The organism is Enterococcus sp. AZ067 (genome assembly GCF_051715005.1).
In the GTDB taxonomy this organism is placed as follows: Bacteria; Bacillota; Bacilli; order Lactobacillales; family Enterococcaceae; genus Enterococcus_D; species Enterococcus_D casseliflavus.
In genome coordinates this window covers 1432305-1449148 of the sequence record NZ_JBIOSY010000001.1, presented here as the reverse complement: position 1 = coordinate 1449148, position 16844 = coordinate 1432305, and the positions used below count along the sequence as shown (strand labels likewise).

The 16844-nt window shown below is 43.8% G+C and carries 12 protein-coding genes; 2 read left to right on the top strand and 10 right to left on the bottom strand.

What is annotated here, in order from left to right; translation table 11 throughout:
* Positions 1 to 169: 169 nt before the first annotated feature.
* From IGI82_RS06730 to IGI82_RS06720, 3 genes are read right to left on the bottom strand one after another with little or no spacing between them, the layout of a single operon-like run.
* Positions 170 to 2332: a lectin-like domain-containing protein gene (locus IGI82_RS06730; protein WP_438841942.1), complete on the bottom strand. Its 2163-nt coding sequence runs from the start codon at positions 2330 to 2332 to the stop codon at positions 170 to 172.
* A gap of 18 nt (positions 2333 to 2350) precedes the next feature.
* On the bottom strand, positions 2351 to 3400 hold the full coding sequence (locus tag IGI82_RS06725) for a DUF916 and DUF3324 domain-containing protein (protein WP_438841941.1): 1050 nt from the start codon (positions 3398 to 3400) through the stop codon (positions 2351 to 2353).
* Positions 3401 to 3416: 16 nt separating this feature from the next.
* Entirely contained in the window at positions 3417 to 4085 is a 669-nt protein-coding gene (locus IGI82_RS06720; RefSeq protein ID WP_087627281.1) for a WxL domain-containing protein, read from the bottom strand.
* A 92-nt stretch (positions 4086 to 4177) separates the two neighbouring features.
* Here IGI82_RS06720 and IGI82_RS06715 point away from each other — a divergent pair, with 92 nt between their 5' ends.
* On the top strand, positions 4178 to 5683 hold the full coding sequence (locus IGI82_RS06715; RefSeq protein WP_438841940.1) for a helix-turn-helix domain-containing protein: 1506 nt from the start codon (positions 4178 to 4180) through the stop codon (positions 5681 to 5683).
* A gap of 82 nt (positions 5684 to 5765) precedes the next feature.
* Here the strand turns inward: IGI82_RS06715 and IGI82_RS06710 are convergent, their stop codons facing one another.
* The 7 genes from IGI82_RS06710 to IGI82_RS06680 form a co-directional block, all read right to left on the bottom strand.
* The gene (locus IGI82_RS06710) at positions 5766 to 6653 is read right to left on the bottom strand and encodes an SDR family oxidoreductase (protein WP_438841939.1); all 888 of its coding nucleotides are present in this window, start codon (positions 6651 to 6653) and stop codon (positions 5766 to 5768) included.
* A gap of 246 nt (positions 6654 to 6899) precedes the next feature.
* Complete coding sequence (locus tag IGI82_RS06705; protein WP_438841938.1) at positions 6900 to 8600, bottom strand: DUF4091 domain-containing protein; 1701 nt, start codon at positions 8598 to 8600, stop codon at positions 6900 to 6902.
* A 2-nt stretch (positions 8601 to 8602) separates the two neighbouring features.
* A complete protein-coding gene (locus IGI82_RS06700; protein WP_438841937.1) occupies positions 8603 to 9574 on the bottom strand; it encodes an alpha/beta hydrolase in 972 nt (323 codons plus the stop codon).
* Between the two features lie 3 nt (positions 9575 to 9577).
* Positions 9578 to 10942: a glycoside hydrolase family 1 protein gene (locus IGI82_RS06695; protein WP_413153447.1), complete on the bottom strand. Its 1365-nt coding sequence runs from the start codon at positions 10940 to 10942 to the stop codon at positions 9578 to 9580.
* A complete protein-coding gene (locus IGI82_RS06690; protein ID WP_438841936.1) occupies positions 10935 to 11840 on the bottom strand; it encodes an ROK family protein in 906 nt (301 codons plus the stop codon). The genes IGI82_RS06695 and IGI82_RS06690 overlap by 8 nt, the downstream gene beginning before the upstream one ends.
* A gap of 9 nt (positions 11841 to 11849) precedes the next feature.
* Positions 11850 to 13202: a PTS sugar transporter subunit IIC gene (locus IGI82_RS06685; protein WP_087627275.1), complete on the bottom strand. Its 1353-nt coding sequence runs from the start codon at positions 13200 to 13202 to the stop codon at positions 11850 to 11852.
* Positions 13203 to 13221: 19 nt separating this feature from the next.
* On the bottom strand, positions 13222 to 15423 hold the full coding sequence (locus IGI82_RS06680; RefSeq protein ID WP_413153450.1) for a glycoside hydrolase family 3 N-terminal domain-containing protein: 2202 nt from the start codon (positions 15421 to 15423) through the stop codon (positions 13222 to 13224).
* A 100-nt stretch (positions 15424 to 15523) separates the two neighbouring features.
* On the opposite strand from IGI82_RS06680, the gene IGI82_RS06675 reads away from it, so the two are divergent.
* Positions 15524 to 16759 (top strand): helix-turn-helix domain-containing protein, encoded by a 1236-nt coding sequence (locus tag IGI82_RS06675; RefSeq protein ID WP_429960675.1) that lies wholly within the window; start codon positions 15524 to 15526, stop codon positions 16757 to 16759.
* The last annotated feature ends 85 nt before the right edge of the window (positions 16760 to 16844 follow it).

The following is a 16844-nucleotide window of genomic DNA, read 5'->3' as shown; positions in this document are numbered from 1 at the left end:
ACTGCAAACGAAAAAAACAGCAAACTTTAGATTCCTTGGAAAAATTCGTTAAATACGGCAGTTTTGCTTTAGCAGGCCTATCATTAGTTTTAAAAATTGCGAAAAGTCGACAAGCTTAGCATTGATCGACTGAGAACTTTAATAAAAAAAACGCCGTAATGGCGTTTTTTTATTTGTCTACAATCGTACTCTCCAACTGCCAATTGACCGTACCTGAATAGGTACCAGGTTCTATCAAATCCAACTTGGGAACAAAGCGAAAGTAGCAATCATATTCCTGAAGATCCAGAGTTAAGTCCGTTGATCCTGTTGGCTGCTGTTGGAAAATCACTTGTTCTTCAGAAGTGACAGAAGCCACCAGCTGATTGGTCACCGGATCATAGAGGACCAATTGGATTTCATCCGCTAATTGTTGCTGATTTTGCATAAAATCAGTCATCTGGCCGCTTAACTGCCAGGTCCCTTCGCTGGTATTGCTGACAGACAAAAGGGCTTCTTGATCAAAAGAAATCGTTAAATAAGCAAAGCCATCGTCTCTGATGGATCGTGCGAGTTCATTCAAGGTCACTGCCGCTGCGTTGATTGAAGCAGGCGCACGCTCAAATACCACGATCCCTCGAAAGTCAATGCCATAATAACGTGTCGCCGATCGATTGCCTTCTGTATCGATCACATAAGACGCAAGATAATAGGTTGTGCCCGGTTCTAGATCTGAGGTGTCTAGTGCCAATGTATCCGACAATGGCTCCGACAATGTTCCCCGTTCAACCAACGCTGCTTCAGAGAAATCCGTTTCGGTGATTGTCTTATCCTCCGTAAAGAAATCCGTGACATATATTTTGGCTTGGGTCGAATTTTGGTCATCAATCGTGATCGGTATGTAGGAATTGCGCTTTTGCCGCACGATCTGCAGGTCTGCTTTTGCTTCTGCCAATGACGCCGAACCTGTTGAAAGAGTCGGTGGAAAGGATCCGGTCATTTGATAATAATGAGTTTCTGGATCACCTGTTGTCATACTGGAAACAAACGCATTTCCATTAAAAACAGTTTGGACAGGGATGGCTACATCTAAATTCTGATCGAGCGGAGCTTCTGTGTAATTGACGGAAAAGTGAACGATGTATTCATTCCCTTTGACCATGTCGGGCAGTGTCACAACCAATTGTCCATTTTCAATGGCAAAGGGCAAGGCAGTTCCGCCTTCAGGCATGCCATTAACCATGATTTCACTGGCTTTCCCAAAATAAACCGCCTCGGGAACTAATGATAGTCCTTCTGGAAAAAGCGATGAGAGCAAGATTCCCGATTCCAAGTCAGCTAGATCACTGGTGCTTTTATAGGAGAGATAGGTCGCATAAGTAATGGTTTTGCTATTGTCGACAGTGGCTGGCTGGGCAAGTGCCGTACCAGTATCCAACAATAGTTTGACTGGGTCTTTTTCAAAAACACCGGTTCGCATATCAAGTTCTACTAGTCCTTCAACATCGACAAAGGCCACAGCTTTTTCTTGAACATAGCCCCCGTTTGCACCTGTAAAACCAAAATAGACCGGTGCACTATTGGTGAGATTCAAATTCGATTTGAAGGTGTCATCAACAGGAACCGTCACATCAACACCGAAATCTGGTACGGTGTAACGCAACGTTTGCGTCGGCTGATCAAAGACTACTGTAAAAATATGCCACTGCCCATCGGAAATATCTGGTACGGATATCGTATCTCGATGGTTTAAGACTTTGTCAATAATCAGCCAACCATCGGTGGTATATGCGTCATTTGAACCTGGAAAATTCCAAGCGATATGATGGCCGGAAGGAACATCACGATCCATCATTCCGTCCCCCGTCAACCCTGCATTATTATAAAATGTATCGAATTCAATCGCAAAACTTTGCGGGATTGCCCCCGTACTTAAAGGAGTCGCTCCTCCCGAATTTGACCAGACGCCAATCGTCGGTCCTGCTTGTTCTGCCAGCGCATTTAAACCATTGCTTTGCATCACAAAAGCGAGCCCATCGCTGTCCGTTGCTGTATTATCGATACAAAATGCCATTTCTAACCGAAAAGAACGAGTAAAAGAAACCGGCTTATTGAACCAGACACCACCACTGGAGTTGGTGGTAGCTCCATCATTAATCTGAACATAATTGACGCCCGGTTTTCCTTGTGGCGACCCCGCTTGTCCCACAGGAGTGATCAGAGAATCGTCAATCGCTAACGTAGGAAAATCTGGCGCAGATACCGCAGCATGGACGATTTCTTGTTTCCCACATAGCAGCAAAATGCTAAAAAAGAACACATAGCCCCATCGGATAATGCCAAACTTTTTCATCACTGTCCTCCGCTTTCTTCATTCTGATTCTTCTTGCACTGCCAGCCTAACATCTGCTTCTGCTTTTTTACGTCTCCTATATAAAATGAACAAGAGAAGTAGAACAAACAGGAAGAGAAGTAGCCCTCCTGCATAGAACCAGTATTGTTTTTGAAGATACGCTGCACCTAATGTTGTCTGACGGTTGATAAGGTTGGCTTGCTTGCGATCAACCACCACCGAATCCTCAAACACCCACGTTCCTTTAGGCGCATTCAACTCGATCCGTAACAGATAGGTCCCCGGTTCGAGAATGTTCTGATCAAAGGCACTAAACAGCTCCAAAACCGAATTCGGAGCTATTTGAAAATTCTCTGCAGAAAACCCACCGACCTTGTTGCCGCTGTCTTGCTCGCGTATCACGGTTTTGACAGTGATGTTGCCAAAGGCTGTGGGCTGATCATTGCGGATCCTACTTTTGAGAGCTGTAGAACCATATCTTTCCACCGCCTCAGAATTGATCAAAGACAATTGAGGATCAGGCATGGTTGCCACATTCTGACGCAAGCGGATCCCTTGTTGAATTTTATAGTTGGCTTGCAGATTTGTTTGCTGACTTTCAGTTGTTTCCGCCGGTTCTTCTTCAAAGGCAAACACACCAAGTATTTCTCCTGCAAATTCTTTTGCCTTCATTGAAAGGGTAAAATGGACCTGACGACTTTCTCCAGGGTCAAGCTGGATCGTCTGTCTCGGATTTTCAATCAATTGACTAAACGAGATTCCTTTGTTCTCTTCGGCGGTCTGTTCTGCTTGGTACGCGATGATCCCAGTAGAGGCCGTATAACTATTTAGTGCTGCTGCTTTAATGGTCAACGGCTCTGAACTTGTATTATGAAGGGCAACGGTCAAATTCTGTTCGGTCTCATGATTTACCAGTAAGTCGAAATAAGTGACGTCACTGACTTGATTTTGGGGAAGTTCAGGGGTTACAGTGAACCGTGTGGTCTGTGCATGACCGGTGACTTTCGTAAAGCAACACAAACTGATAAAGAAACTAATGAGTACGAAGCACTTGATTTGTTTTTTCATTGTCGCCCTTTCCTTGCTATTCTGCTTGATAGGTGTTTGATAAGGTCCAAGTGATCGTTCCACTATAAGTGCCGCTGTTCACATTTTGTTTTGGTACGGTTAATGAAGCATTGGAAAAGTTAAAGTCATTGGTTGCTAAGCCGGTCGTCCCATTAGCTGAAGCGATCAATGTAGGTTCTGTTGCCCCTACCATCAATTCGGTGCCCGATACTAGCGCTGCATCGCCAGAAGCCGTTGAACCATTTAAAGTGACTTTGGCATTTGCTAGCTCGTTATCGCTGGCATTCGTCATTTTCGATAATTGCGCCGTCAACTGCCAGCCAGCTTGATTTGGTCCACGGTAATCCGTGATCGATGTCACTTCATTCGACGTTGTTTGAATCACTTGTTCATCGGTAGCGATCTCTTGGATACTGCTTGTACCGAAGTTAAAATTGGTCACCTGATCCAGTGACAAGATTCCTTGTTCGATCGTTAGCGTTGCTTGACTCGTCATTGAAGCCGTTGGATTCGCTTCTGCTGCAGCTGCCGCAGTGGGCGCCATTCCTAAACCCATTCCGACCAAACCTAACATTACTGCCTTTTTGTTCATTTTCATCTCTTCCTTCACTTTTTTTAATGAGAAACCGAGGTTGATCGAAAAAAACAGCCTTAAAAAATAATAATTTAATTGGTGTTTTTTCATTCTATTCTCATCTATCATAAGTATAATCCATCATGGTTATCATACGGTTCACAGATTTAGCGTAAAAAAAACGCCAAAAAGGAGAATCCCTTATGTATCGAGAATTCATTTCTCCCGCAGAAGAAAAGAAATTAGAGATTTTCAAAGTTGTCTGCAATTCCAATGGCGTGACATTGGTCCAACTGTCAGAAGTTTTGAACATCCCACAAAAAAGTCTTCAAAAATATATTTATTTTTTAAATGAAGATTTGCAGCTGCTCTCCCCTCACCTGCTTCTATCAAAAAATCATTACAATCAGTATTTTGTTGAGCGAGCAGAGGATGATGAACCATTCTATGCAAAATTGATGTATCATTACTTGCTCAACTCCACACAATATACCTTGATTCACTACTTGATTGGGCGCCCGCAAATGACCTTGACGCAATTATGTTTGGATTTGCATGTCAGCCAATCGCATATGTATCGGTTGATCAAGAAAATCAACCAACTATTGGAAAAATTTCAAATCCAAATTCGAACAGACCTGAATAATCGCATCGTTCTTGCTGGAAAAGAGCTAGATATCCGTATTTTCACCTACAGTTTCTTGACTCAAAGCGCGCCAGCTGACTTGTGGCTATTGCCGAGCGTTTCCCATAAAAATGTCGAAGAGTTTACAGCGTTCTTTGCTATTTCTCACTTTGATCCGTTGACGAAAAATAAACTCGCTGCATTTTGGCAAGCAGTGGTCAGCCGAACGATCCAGAAAAAATATTTACCGCCGATTCCTGAAAAATACATGGGATTGATGAATTTCTATTGTTTTTTACCAGAAGAAATTCTCGAATCACTTTTTTTGAGTGCCGATTATGCCTCAGAAAAGATGCTTCAGTCAGAGTATCTTTACTTGAATTTCTTTTTGCATGTCTTTTTGCCAGGGGTTGTTCCCCAAGAAAAGAATCAAACGATCATCCAAGAGATCAAACATTCTGATACTGATCTTGTGCGCTTTTTCACCTCAATGATCAAAGATTGGCACGATACCTTTGCTCCAAGTCAAGAAGTCGCCGAATTTGAAAAACTATTAAGCAGCTGTCTGCTGGTCTTCAATCTATCGATCATTATCGGCATCGATCTTCTGGAAGTGTGGCAGCTCGAACACCAACTGTTGACCGAAAACACTCCTTCGAAAGACAAAACCTATGAAGCAATCTGCAAGCTTTTACTGACCCATGTTGAAAGGTATCCATTTGCTGACTTGGACAAAGAGTATTTTGAACAGACACAGTTGCCTTATCTTGCGCATCTCTTGTTTTTAGAAACACAGATGAATACGCCCCCGACCGTGTCGATCTATATTCAAACGACGATCCAATACCGCACGAAGCAAATGATCGAGACAAGGATCCGTTCGATTTATTCCAAAGCTTCAGTGACTTTTGTTAACCAGATGGAAGCAGCCGATCTATTGATCACCGATAGTTATGAAGAAGTAATTTTTTCCGAAAAATTAGTCTTACTGTCTAACCTGCAAGCCGAACAAGAGTGGGCAGCCGTTTTTGCAAAGATCAATCAACTGATGATGTCCAAGATGTTTGCCAAACAAGGAAAGTAAGCTGCCGATTCCATTTTCATCCCAAAAAAAAGCCCGAGCATCTTTGCTCGAGCTTTTTTCCTACAAATTTAGCCAGGGATTGTTAAGCGAAGAAGCTACCACCCGTTACACTGTACACTTGACCAGTTACATAGCTTGCTTCACCAGAGGCTAGGAAAACATAGACTGGCGCTAATTCGACTGGTTGTCCAGCACGTTTCATCAATTCTTTTTGACCAAATTCTGGGATCGCAGATTGTGGTTGTCCACCAGAAATTTGAAGTGGCGTCCAGATTGGACCAGGCGCAACGGTATTGACCCGAATGCCTTTTTCACTTAATTGCGCAGCTAGCCCTTTACTAAAGGAAGTAATGGCACCTTTCGTGGCTGCATAGTCTAAAAGATGGGCGCTTGGTTCCGCACTTTGGATCGAAGTGGTCGTGATGATGCTTCCACCAGCTGGTAAGTAATCCAATGCTTCTTGGACTGTCCAATACATCGAGATGATATTCGTTGTAAAGGTGTCTTGAATTTGTTGCGTAGTCAACTCTTTGATGTCCTTCACCGCTTGTTGCATCCCAGCATTTAGAACCAATGTATCTAACCCGCCTAATTCTTTGGCTGCTTCATGAACCAATTGACGAGCGAAGGTTTCATCTTTCAAATCTCCTGGGATCAAGACGGCTTTGCGTCCAGCTTTTTCAATGACTGCTTTGACTTCTTGCGCGTCTTCTTCTTCAAAAGGAAGATAGTTGATTGCAACATCGGCGCCTTCTTTGGCAAAAGCGATCGCTGCTGCTCGACCAATACCAGAATCACCACCGGTCACTAATGCTTTGCGTCCAGCTAATTTGTCTGAACCTGAGTAGCTTTCTTCCCCGCAATCAGGTACTGGCTGCATCTTTCCTTGAATCGCCGGTGCTTTTTGCACCTGTTTTTCAAATGTGCCATCATAATACTTCGTTAACGGATTGTTGATTTTTTCTGACATGCTCGTTTCCTCCTTGATTATTTCTACTTCTTATTTGTCATCGTTTGTTATGACCTTACTTAAAAGTGTAAAGGAAGATGGAGGGAATGAGAAACGAAACGCTCACCAGAAAAAAAGCATCCGTAAGAAAACAGATGCTTAGTAAAACGAAAATGCTGCATGACTCAGCAGTGAAAACGCCCCCAGGTATCTCATCATTCTGCTGGGAAATCATAGTGAAATTTTTGTGTGCAGTGGTTGATTTTGCTACTTTTCTAGCAGTTCGAGGAGTGCCCGACGAAAGGCCTCCATCTCCTTTGCGGTCTGTAGAAAAACATCGGGATGACTGTGGTGGCTGTCGATCATCCAGCGTTTGGTGTCTGTAACTTTAAGAAGATCTGCTACTAAGGCGTCCGTTTGCTTCGGTTGAGCAGCGTGGGCTGTCTTCAAAAGATAAAAATCTTCAATTCCCCGTTGGAGTTGCTTATATCTTAGAGACAACAATATATGTCCGTGATTCCCAGGATAGACGAAACAAAGATCACCAATCGGTAGTGAGCTCGTGTTGTATCGAATATCGGTCCGAGCCTGTTCTGGCCAGCAATTGTATGCCCAACGCAGAAAGCCGTCTGTTTTGAACTGATACGATAAGATTCCTTGCATTCGCGTTTCTAACAAGGGACTATGCAAAAAGGTATTCGGTTTGTCGGGATAATTGCAGACATAGTACTGCATCTTCCCTGGATGGCTTTTTATCAGTGATTCGTAATGGTTGCAAGTACAGTAATAGGAAGTCACAGGATGATCGATCACTGGCAGCAGCTCAAACAATACGTCTTCTTTATCAAAAGCAGCTTTGATCTGGATCGACGGATCAATTTCTTTTAAGACCGCTAACGAGGCTCGGAAACTGTCGATTTGCTGTTTCTTCGGTTCGTCAGAAACGATGCGAACCTTCTCCCATAGATTCTTCCCTTTAAAATAATCAAATACTTGGCGTAGATACTCCTGCAAATCAGCTTTTTGATTGAGAAAGCCAAAGGTGCCTTTTCCCTCATCGTAAAAGCGAATCACCAACTTTTCTGGATGGTCCAAGTTGACCAGCGGGAAAAATGGCGGCTCCCAGACCCCTAATAAACCAAACACGTCAATTTCTTCTTTGATACCCGCAGCAAAAAAACAATCCAAGTAACGCGTCAGCACAGAAAAATCACAGGACAGTTCTCCGTCTGGCGTCTTTTTGACCTTGACCATCGAATACTCATATAAATTAGCAGGATAATCTTTGACGATGTAATTGAACCAGCCCTTCCATGGGATCTCTCCGGCGATCACTGTGATCGCTTTTTGTCCGATCGCAGCGAGACTCTCAGCCATTTCCTTGATCAAGTCAAAGTGGGCATCGCTCCATAACGGAACGTCAAAGGTGCGAGCCAAATTGCTGGGCTGCTGCCACATATTTAAGTGGAACGTCTCTAAATAGTCTTTTGGAAAAGTAAAGCCATCCACTTCAATCGTTAGGTTCTTTTCTAATAAGCACTCCTCATGGCTAGTCAAGTGTGCCCGATAGACCTTGATTTTCACGGGATATGCTTGCGGTTTGATCGTCTCATCGACCTGCCACTCCAAATAAAGAGGCGCAAAGCGATCGCCAGGATAGGTTTTGGCAGTTCGTTCAAGCAATTTATCGGCGTACGCCAATTCCTGCTGACCGACATAATAATCGACGAATTGCGCTTTGACCGGCAATTCGCTAAAAATCTCAACACGTATCATGGGAATTTCGATTTCATCGGGGATCGAAAACTCGTCGCCAATAATATAATGATTGCGATTGCCATCGTGCAGCAGCAGCTGACAAGCAGCAGTACTGTTACGAACAGCTGATAACTGTTCAATCGCTTGTGGTTCTTGGGTGATCAATTCTGTTGAAGCCTTATAGCTTTCATGGACCAGGATTGCTTTCATTTTTACTCTTCCTTTCTAGGATCAATCAGCTGCGATACAAGCTTTTGATAAGAAACATTTTCAAACGCTTCTGGCATGATGGTTAGTAGTTGCTGCAAGCTGATGTTTTTTGCGATTTTTAAGCGGCTTTTGTCTGCCCATGATGGAAAAGCCTGCAACAGCAAGCGTTTATTTTCCCCTGAATCAAGCAACGCTCGAATTGGCCACTGCCCTAAATCAGGAAACAAAGCTGACTGGGCAGCTTTATCTGCCCAGTTCAACTCTAGCCATTCGACGCATGCATCAAACCAACGGGCAAAGCGTGGATCGACCATTTCTTTGCGATTACCGAAGCGTTCGGTCGCCAAAGAAAGACCGTGACGTCCTTTTTGGAAAATATGACTTTCAAAGGGAACCTCGTGCTCTTCTAGGGCTTGCAGATACGCCAATGAATTTTCGATAGGAACGACATTGTCTTCAAAGGTTGAAAATAAAAAGGTGGGTGGCGTATCTTTTGTGACACATTTCTCTAATGAAGGGGCATCGATCTTCATCACAGCAGCAAATGAAGACACTATCGCTGGGTAGCCTAACATACATAAGCTCGGTTTCATTGGGGAGAGTGTCGATAACGCCGCTGCCAAATGACCGCCAGCAGAAAAGCCGATCACAGCGATTTTTTCGCTATCGATTCCCCATTCACTGGTTAGTTCTTGGATTTTGGCAATCGCTTTTTCGGCATCTTCTAAGGAATGGCTGAAACTGCGATGTGTCCCTACATGATAGCGTAAGACCCCAGCGTGAAAGCCTTGGGCAGCAAAATTTAAAGCAATCGGCTCGGCTTCCCGCTCACTGCAAAAGGAGTAGCCGCCGCCAGGAATCACCATGACAAACGGACGATCACCCACCCGTTCATACTCGGCTTTTTCCTCATGCAGGTAAACTGTCAAACCGGCTTGCGCTTCTGGATCAAATAGATATTCCTGAAAAAACATCACTTACTCTCCTAACCCGTTTTTATCGATAACGTTTTGATACCAATAAAAACTATCTTTCTTGTATCGCGCCAAGTCCAACAGCTGCTCGTCCGTACGATTGACATAGATAAACCCGTACCGTTTAGCGATGCCTTCGTGAGTGCTGACGAGATCAATGGCACTCCACGGGCAATAGCCGATCACATCGACGCCGTCTTCGATCGCCAATGCCATCTGTTTTATGTGCTGCTGCAAGTAGTCGATGCGATAATCATCGTGGATTTTACCATCAGTTGTCAAAACATCCTTGGCACCGATCCCGTTTTCCGTGATCAAGAGCGGTAGACGATAACGGGAATAGATTTCGTTCAACGTAAAGCGAAAACCCTCTGGATCAATCGGCCAGCCGAATTCAGTCATTGGCAAATGAGTATTTTCTACTGCTTGGAAAAAGCCTGGAATCCCGAAACCAGACTGTTGATCGAGTTTCGTTTCTTTTTGAAAATAGCTGCTGACGGTCATCGTATTATAATAATTCAATGCGATGTAATCACAGGTACCCGCTGCCAAAATTTTTCGATCTGCTTCAGTGACTGTCGGTGCTGCGCCAATCTTCTCTAATAAATGCCATGCGTTATGGTTGTATGTGCCGAAAACAGCCGCATCTAGGAATAACCAATTTCTCAGCGCACTCATAGAAAGAGCTGCCAGCTGATCAGCTGGTTTTTCAGAAGCTGGATAGACACTGGCGATATTCGGTGCTGGGCCAATCTTGCCGCTAAAATTACCTGCATGAAACTGTTGGGTCACCAATGCTTGTGCCACTAGCATATGGTGATTTTCTTGAAATTTTTCTTTCATGGATTTTTGACTTGTCCCAATGACCGAACCAGCAAGTGCCATCACATTTTGCTCGTTGATGGTTTGCCATAGCGGGACTTGATGACCAAAGTTTTCGAACAGTACTTGGCAGTAATCAGCAAATGCTTGGATCGTCTCTCGGTTTTCCCACCCACCTTGCTTCGCGATTGCAACGGGCAGGTCAAAATGGAAAACGGTGACGATCGGTTGAATCTCGTTTTCTAGTAGCAGATCGATCAGTTTTTGATAAAACGCCAATCCTACTGGGTTGACCTGACCATCGGGCATGACGCGGCTCCATGATATGGAAAAACGATAGGCTTTTAACCCTAATTCTTTAAACAATTTCACATCTTCTTCATATCGGTGATAGTGATCTGATGCTACTTTAAAATCAGTGGTCCCTTGCGGAATCTCTTTGATATCTTGCACTGAGGGACCTTTGCCGTCTTCTGCCCATGCGCCCTCTACTTGATAAGCACTAGTGGATGCTCCCCACAAAAATGCTTCCGGAAATTTACTCATCCCACGGTTCCTCCTTGGCTGCGCCGATCAAATTGGCGTCCGCTTGAAAATAAGCGGCTTGGATCGCAACTGGCTGCAGCGTTTTCTCAATGATTGGTGCGGTTTTAAAAATAGCTTGATAGCTGCTAGCTATGGCTTCGATCAAGCGTGGCTGACGGCTGATCCCGCCACCGATAACGATTTTCTCCAGAGCTAAAAGACACTGAAGATCGAAACACAAGACAGCGATTTCTTTGGTATAAGCTAAAAATAAAGCCTCTGCCTCAGGATCAGCAGTTTTCGTAAGGGTATCAAAGACCAAAGGACCATCAGGCGCGATAGCCATACTAGCAGCCAAACGCTCAATTAATCCGACAGCCGAAAGACCGATCCCCACAAAAGAGTCCGCGCCTCTCATTTGTCGGTCACGAATCATAAAACTGACTTCACCAGCTTGTCCATGATGCCCACGATAGAGTTTTCCATTGAGACAAAGACCAACTCCCACGCCGGTTCCTAAAATGATCGCCGCACCATTTTGGATCCCTTGCAGATTGCCAGCTTTCATTTCCCCTAGCGCGGCGGCTTTTGCGTCGTTTTCGACACTAACCTCTGTCACCATGCCATCGCTTAACTGGCAGATCAATTCTGGCAAATTTACCCCATCAAGGTATGGCAAGGCACCACCAAAGAAGACCGTCCCTGTTTCATTAACTGAACCAGGGACTGCGATCGCCACTTTCGTGAAAGAAACTTGACGGGCATAGCTTTGGAGGATCGTTTTGATAGTTTCACTAAATGCCGCCAGCGTTGCCGGGGTGGGAAAACTTCGTCCGTCGGTGACTTCATTGTTTTCGACCCATCCCGTTTTGATGTGCGTCCCACCGATATCAATTCCTAAATAAACCAAATGTGCCACTTCCTTTGTTTACGCTTGAATTTCTTCCACGACTTTTTCTGTCATTTTTGCTGCTTCACTTGCTTGCTTTTTTTCAGCAGCCAGTTCTAATTCGTACTCTTTTTTATCCGCAATTTTTAGGAACGGATACCACATCACAATACCGATCAGCATACAGATGATCATTAAGATCGTGTAGTTAAGCCCTCCTGAAAAGGGCATTTTGATAAAAGTCGGTGTCGTCCATGGCAATAGACTCATGGTTGGATTCAAGCTGATTGGGAGGATCGTAGTCGCCAATCCCCAAGTCACAAAGCCAGCGATCAATTGTGTAAAGACTTGCGGAATAAAGAACAACGGATTCAAAATAATCGGCATCCCAAACATGATTGGCTCTGTGATATTAAAGATCGACGGGATAAACGACAATTTTCCTAATTGTTTCATTTTTGCCGATTTGCTGCGGATCATAAAGAAGGTCACAAAGCCCATGAAGCCAGCAGCATACATACCCATATAAATCACTGAAGGAATTAGATAAGGCAGTTCTTGTCCTTGTTGGTAAGCGGCAATATTCGAAACGACCATGGTCATACTAATCGCGCCGAGCGGTCCTTGTAAAACTGCATTGTGAATTCCGAAGAACCATAAGACGGCTAATAATTCCATAATGATGATGATCGATAGCGGGCTGGCAACTAAGGAGTTCAACGGCGCATTGATCACATCGATAAAGAATTGGAAAATCGAACCAGATGAAGTAAACCCAAATAAGACACGTAAGACAAAGACGACGACAAAAATGATCGTGACAACAAACACTGGTGCTAAGGATTGGGTTACCATTGGGGGAACACTATCCGGTAGCTTGATCATAATGTTTTTTCTCGACAAGAAAGCATAAAAGCGAGTGACCAACAAAGCGGTCAGCATGCCGATAAACAGTCCTTGCCCACCTAAGAAATCAAGCTTCAAGGCTCCAATCGTTTGTTCCACTGCTTGGCCATCTTGCATGACAGTTGTTGCGACGGTTTGGGGCATCAACATAATGAAACTAGCTAAAGAAATAATCGCTGAATTGCGTTCATTGCTTCCTAATTGTTTTGCGTAAGAATACGCCAAACTGTATACGACATACAAGGCAAAGACGCCAGTTGCTCCGTTGGTGATTGCTTCAACATGTTGGAAGATGCCAATTTTCGTCAAATAGTCCGTCCAACCGGGAATCGGAAAATTTCCAATGATCGTGATAAACGCAATTCCTAAAGTGATGGGACTTGTTCGAATAAAGCCTTCCATCAAAGCCGCCAATACTTTGTTTTGTTGTAATTTTTGTGACATTGGTAATAGTTTGCTACTTAAAAATGCTTCTAATTTTTCCATTCTTTCTCACTCCTTTAGTTTAAATCGTTACACTAAGCATCGTTTCTTTTTGATCGATCCGTATTAAGAATCGATAAGTACCTTTGGTAAAATGTTTGGTCCCTTGATTGTCATAGTAAACAAGTTCTGACAACGGCAATGATAGTCTTCGCTCTTTTTCTTCCTGGGGCGCGAATGAGATGAGGTCACTCGCAATTAATTGGCGACTTGGACGAACCATTGCCGCTGGGCGCTGCATGAGATAAAGTTGAATGACGGTTTCTGCAGCTGTTGCTGATTGGTTTTTCACTCGATAAGCCAATTGGATCGTCTCGCTAGATACTTCACAACCAAGCCATTCTCCAGTAAACGTACTGTAACTAAGACCTGTTCCGAATGCGAATAAGGGTTCATTTGATTCATCGCGGTATTTTGACAAAAAGCGATCAGAATGCTCACTATCTGTCAAAGGTCTGCCTGTTGGCATCTGGGCACTGTATATTGGGATCTGTCCTTCACCACGAGGAAAGGTCATCGCCAGTTTTGCCGTCGGAGAAGCCTGCCCACTCAACAGATTGGCGATCCCGATCCCGCCCATCGTTCCTGGATACCAAACGAGCAACAGACTATCAAATAATGCTTCCACTTGTGTTAAGACTAACGGTCTGCCAGTGTAAAGCACGCCAATTAAAGGCTTTCCAGTTTTTTTCAACGCTTGGATCAAACGCATTTGTTTCAATGGCAGCTGCAAATGAGCTTTTGATGCCCCTTCGCCGCTTTCCAAAAATTGTTCCCCAAAAGTCAAGACGATGACCTCTGCAGCCTCAGCCGCTTTGACGGCTTCTAAAAGCAGCTGGTCTTCTGGTTCAATCGGTCCATTCAGCTGTTCGATTCCGACTTTTAAAGGACCAAATTGCTCATACGAATCGAATAAATTGTATCCACGAGCAAAGATCAGGTTTTCAGGTGCGAAGTGCTTCAGCAAACCAGTTTTTAAAGGAATCGTATCTTGTGGCTTGCCGCTAACTGACGCCCAAAAGCCTAATGTCAACCGGCTTTCTCCATAAGGACCGATCACAGCGACGGTTTGGTCTTTTTTCAAAGGTAAGCTGCCCTCATTTTTTAAAAGCACGCAGCTTTTTTCCACTAACTTAACGGCTAGCTCTTTGGCTTCCTCCGACAAAACCTCTCCAGTCTGTTGCGTTTTCAACCCTCGATAGGGTTCCTCAAACAAACCTAATTGATTTTTTAATACGAGAATTCGCCAGACTGCTTCATCCAGCAACGCGGCTAATTCGGGTTGTTTGATCAGTTCTGGCAAGTGCGTCGCATAGACCGATGTCATCATATCAAAATCAACGCCCGCTTCCAAACCTTTCTGAGCGGCCTCCCGTTCATCTTTGGCAAAGCCATGAGGGACCAATTCTTTGATGGCCGCATGATCGGAGACCAATACCCCATCAAAACCGAATCGTTCGCGCAAAATCTCTCGGTTCAGCCAGCGGCTACCCGTTGCAGGTTCACCATTCAATAGGTTGAAGGCCGTCATCACTAGCAGTGCTTGGGCTTCGATCGCCGCTTGATAGGGTTGCAAATATTCATTGAATAAGCGCTGATTCGACATATCGACCGTATTGTATTCTCTGCCTGCTTCGGGTGCACCATAACCAGCAAAATGTTTGATGCAAGCAGCAACGTGATTGTCTGCCACTCCTTTATCAAGATTGCCTTGGTAACCGGTCACGACGCTTTTAGCAAAACGTTTGGCAGTATAAACATCTTCTCCTGGCGACTCCATCACCCGCCCCCAGCGAGGATCGCGAACAAGATCCAGCATGGGTGAAAAGATCACATGAAGGCCATTTTGGTAACATTCTTTGGCGGTCATCTCAGCGGCTTGCTCGATCAGGTCAAAATCATAAGAACCTGCTTGCGCAAGGGGGATCGGAAAAATCGTCCGAAACCCGTAGATGACATCAGACATAAACAGCATGGGAATCTTAAGTCGGCTGTGTGCCAACGTTTCCCTTTGTAACTGAATCAATTTTTGATGATCATTGACATTATAGATTGAACCAATCTCATGAATCTTCAACGATTTGGGAAGTCCAAGATCTTGCATCGGTCCCGTAGACATCACCTCATTTTCAATGACTAAACTGCCATTCAATTGAATCGTCTGAGCGATTTTTTCTTCTGGCGTCAATTGCTGAAACAATTCTTTCAATTTTTTACTATCCATGTTTGCTCCTTCCTGTAACCGTTTTATTTATCTGAATTATAAAAAGAATCCTTCCTTAGATATACTAAAAAAATATTGTTTATAATAAAATATTTATTGAATGCGAAAAAATTTACGTTATACTAAAAGAAAAAACAATGTTTGGACTTTGAGGTGTCTTATGAACAAAACAACACTGACGACCGCCATGGATCTGCTGTATCGAAAATATTTGATCCCGATGATCCTCTTGGATCAAGAAGGAACTCCTTTGTATCCCCCACTCACCTTAACAGCCCAGAATCCTCTGAAACACTATTTGGAAGAAACGAACGGCCCAGTTGCAAATCTCTATCATTTCGGCAAATATATGCTTGGTTGCTTTGCATTTCAGTTAGCTGGAAAAACCTGTTATATGGTCATCGGCCCCTGTGGTGTGATTGGTACACCAGATACGTCTTACCTGTTTCTTGAACATGAATACCACTACAATGTGCACTATTCCAAAGAAGACAAATACTCCTTTGAAGAATACATCCAGCTGCTTTATACGCTGTTTGCGGAGCAGCCGTTGGCAAAAGACCAAATCCATTGGCATTACCAAACTGAATCCCACGACCGATCCATGCAAACAGATCTTAGCTTGGAAACCAATCTTTATGAACGCCGTGTGCATGAAGCTACCTTTGATTCCTATCATTTTGAATTGCGCTATCTTGACTACATCAAACGAAACGAGCCGGAAAAAGTAGTTTGGGTATTTAACAAAATGAAAGAGACCTACAGTGTTTCCCTTTCCCCTCATGAACTTGAAGGCTTAAAACTAAAGTTTTCGGCCTTTGTCGCTGTCGTGACCCGCATGAGCATTGATGAAGGAGTACCAGTCAACCAAGCATTCGGCTTATCTGATTCCTTGATCCAAGGTCTGGTTTATATTCATTCTGCCGAGGAGTGCCTCCGCTATATCAAAGAAGCCACCTACCGCTTTATGGAGCTTCTGCATAGCTATCCGCTGGCGCAAAAATCGCTGTTGGTCAAGACGATCGTTAATTATGTCGACAGCCATCTCTATGAAAAAGTGACCATTGATGATCTCGCAGCCATCACTCAAAAACACAAGACCCATCTGTGCAATCAATTCAAAAAAGAAATGAACAAAACGATCCACAGTTACATTCAGGAACGAAAAATCAGTGAAGCCAAGCATTTATTGTTGTTCACAGACTATTCCTACGAAAAAATCAGCACCCAATTAGCCTTTGCCAATCAGAGCCATTTTATCCGCAATTTCAAAGCAGTGACGGGGCAAACACCAAAAGAATTTAAAGAGCAGCATTACGCCCATGCTTTAAGTTGAAAACACACGCTTCGAAAAAAAATACTCATAAGCAATGGCTATCATTTTTAATAACAAGCGTTGTAAGCTATCCTTTTACTCAAAT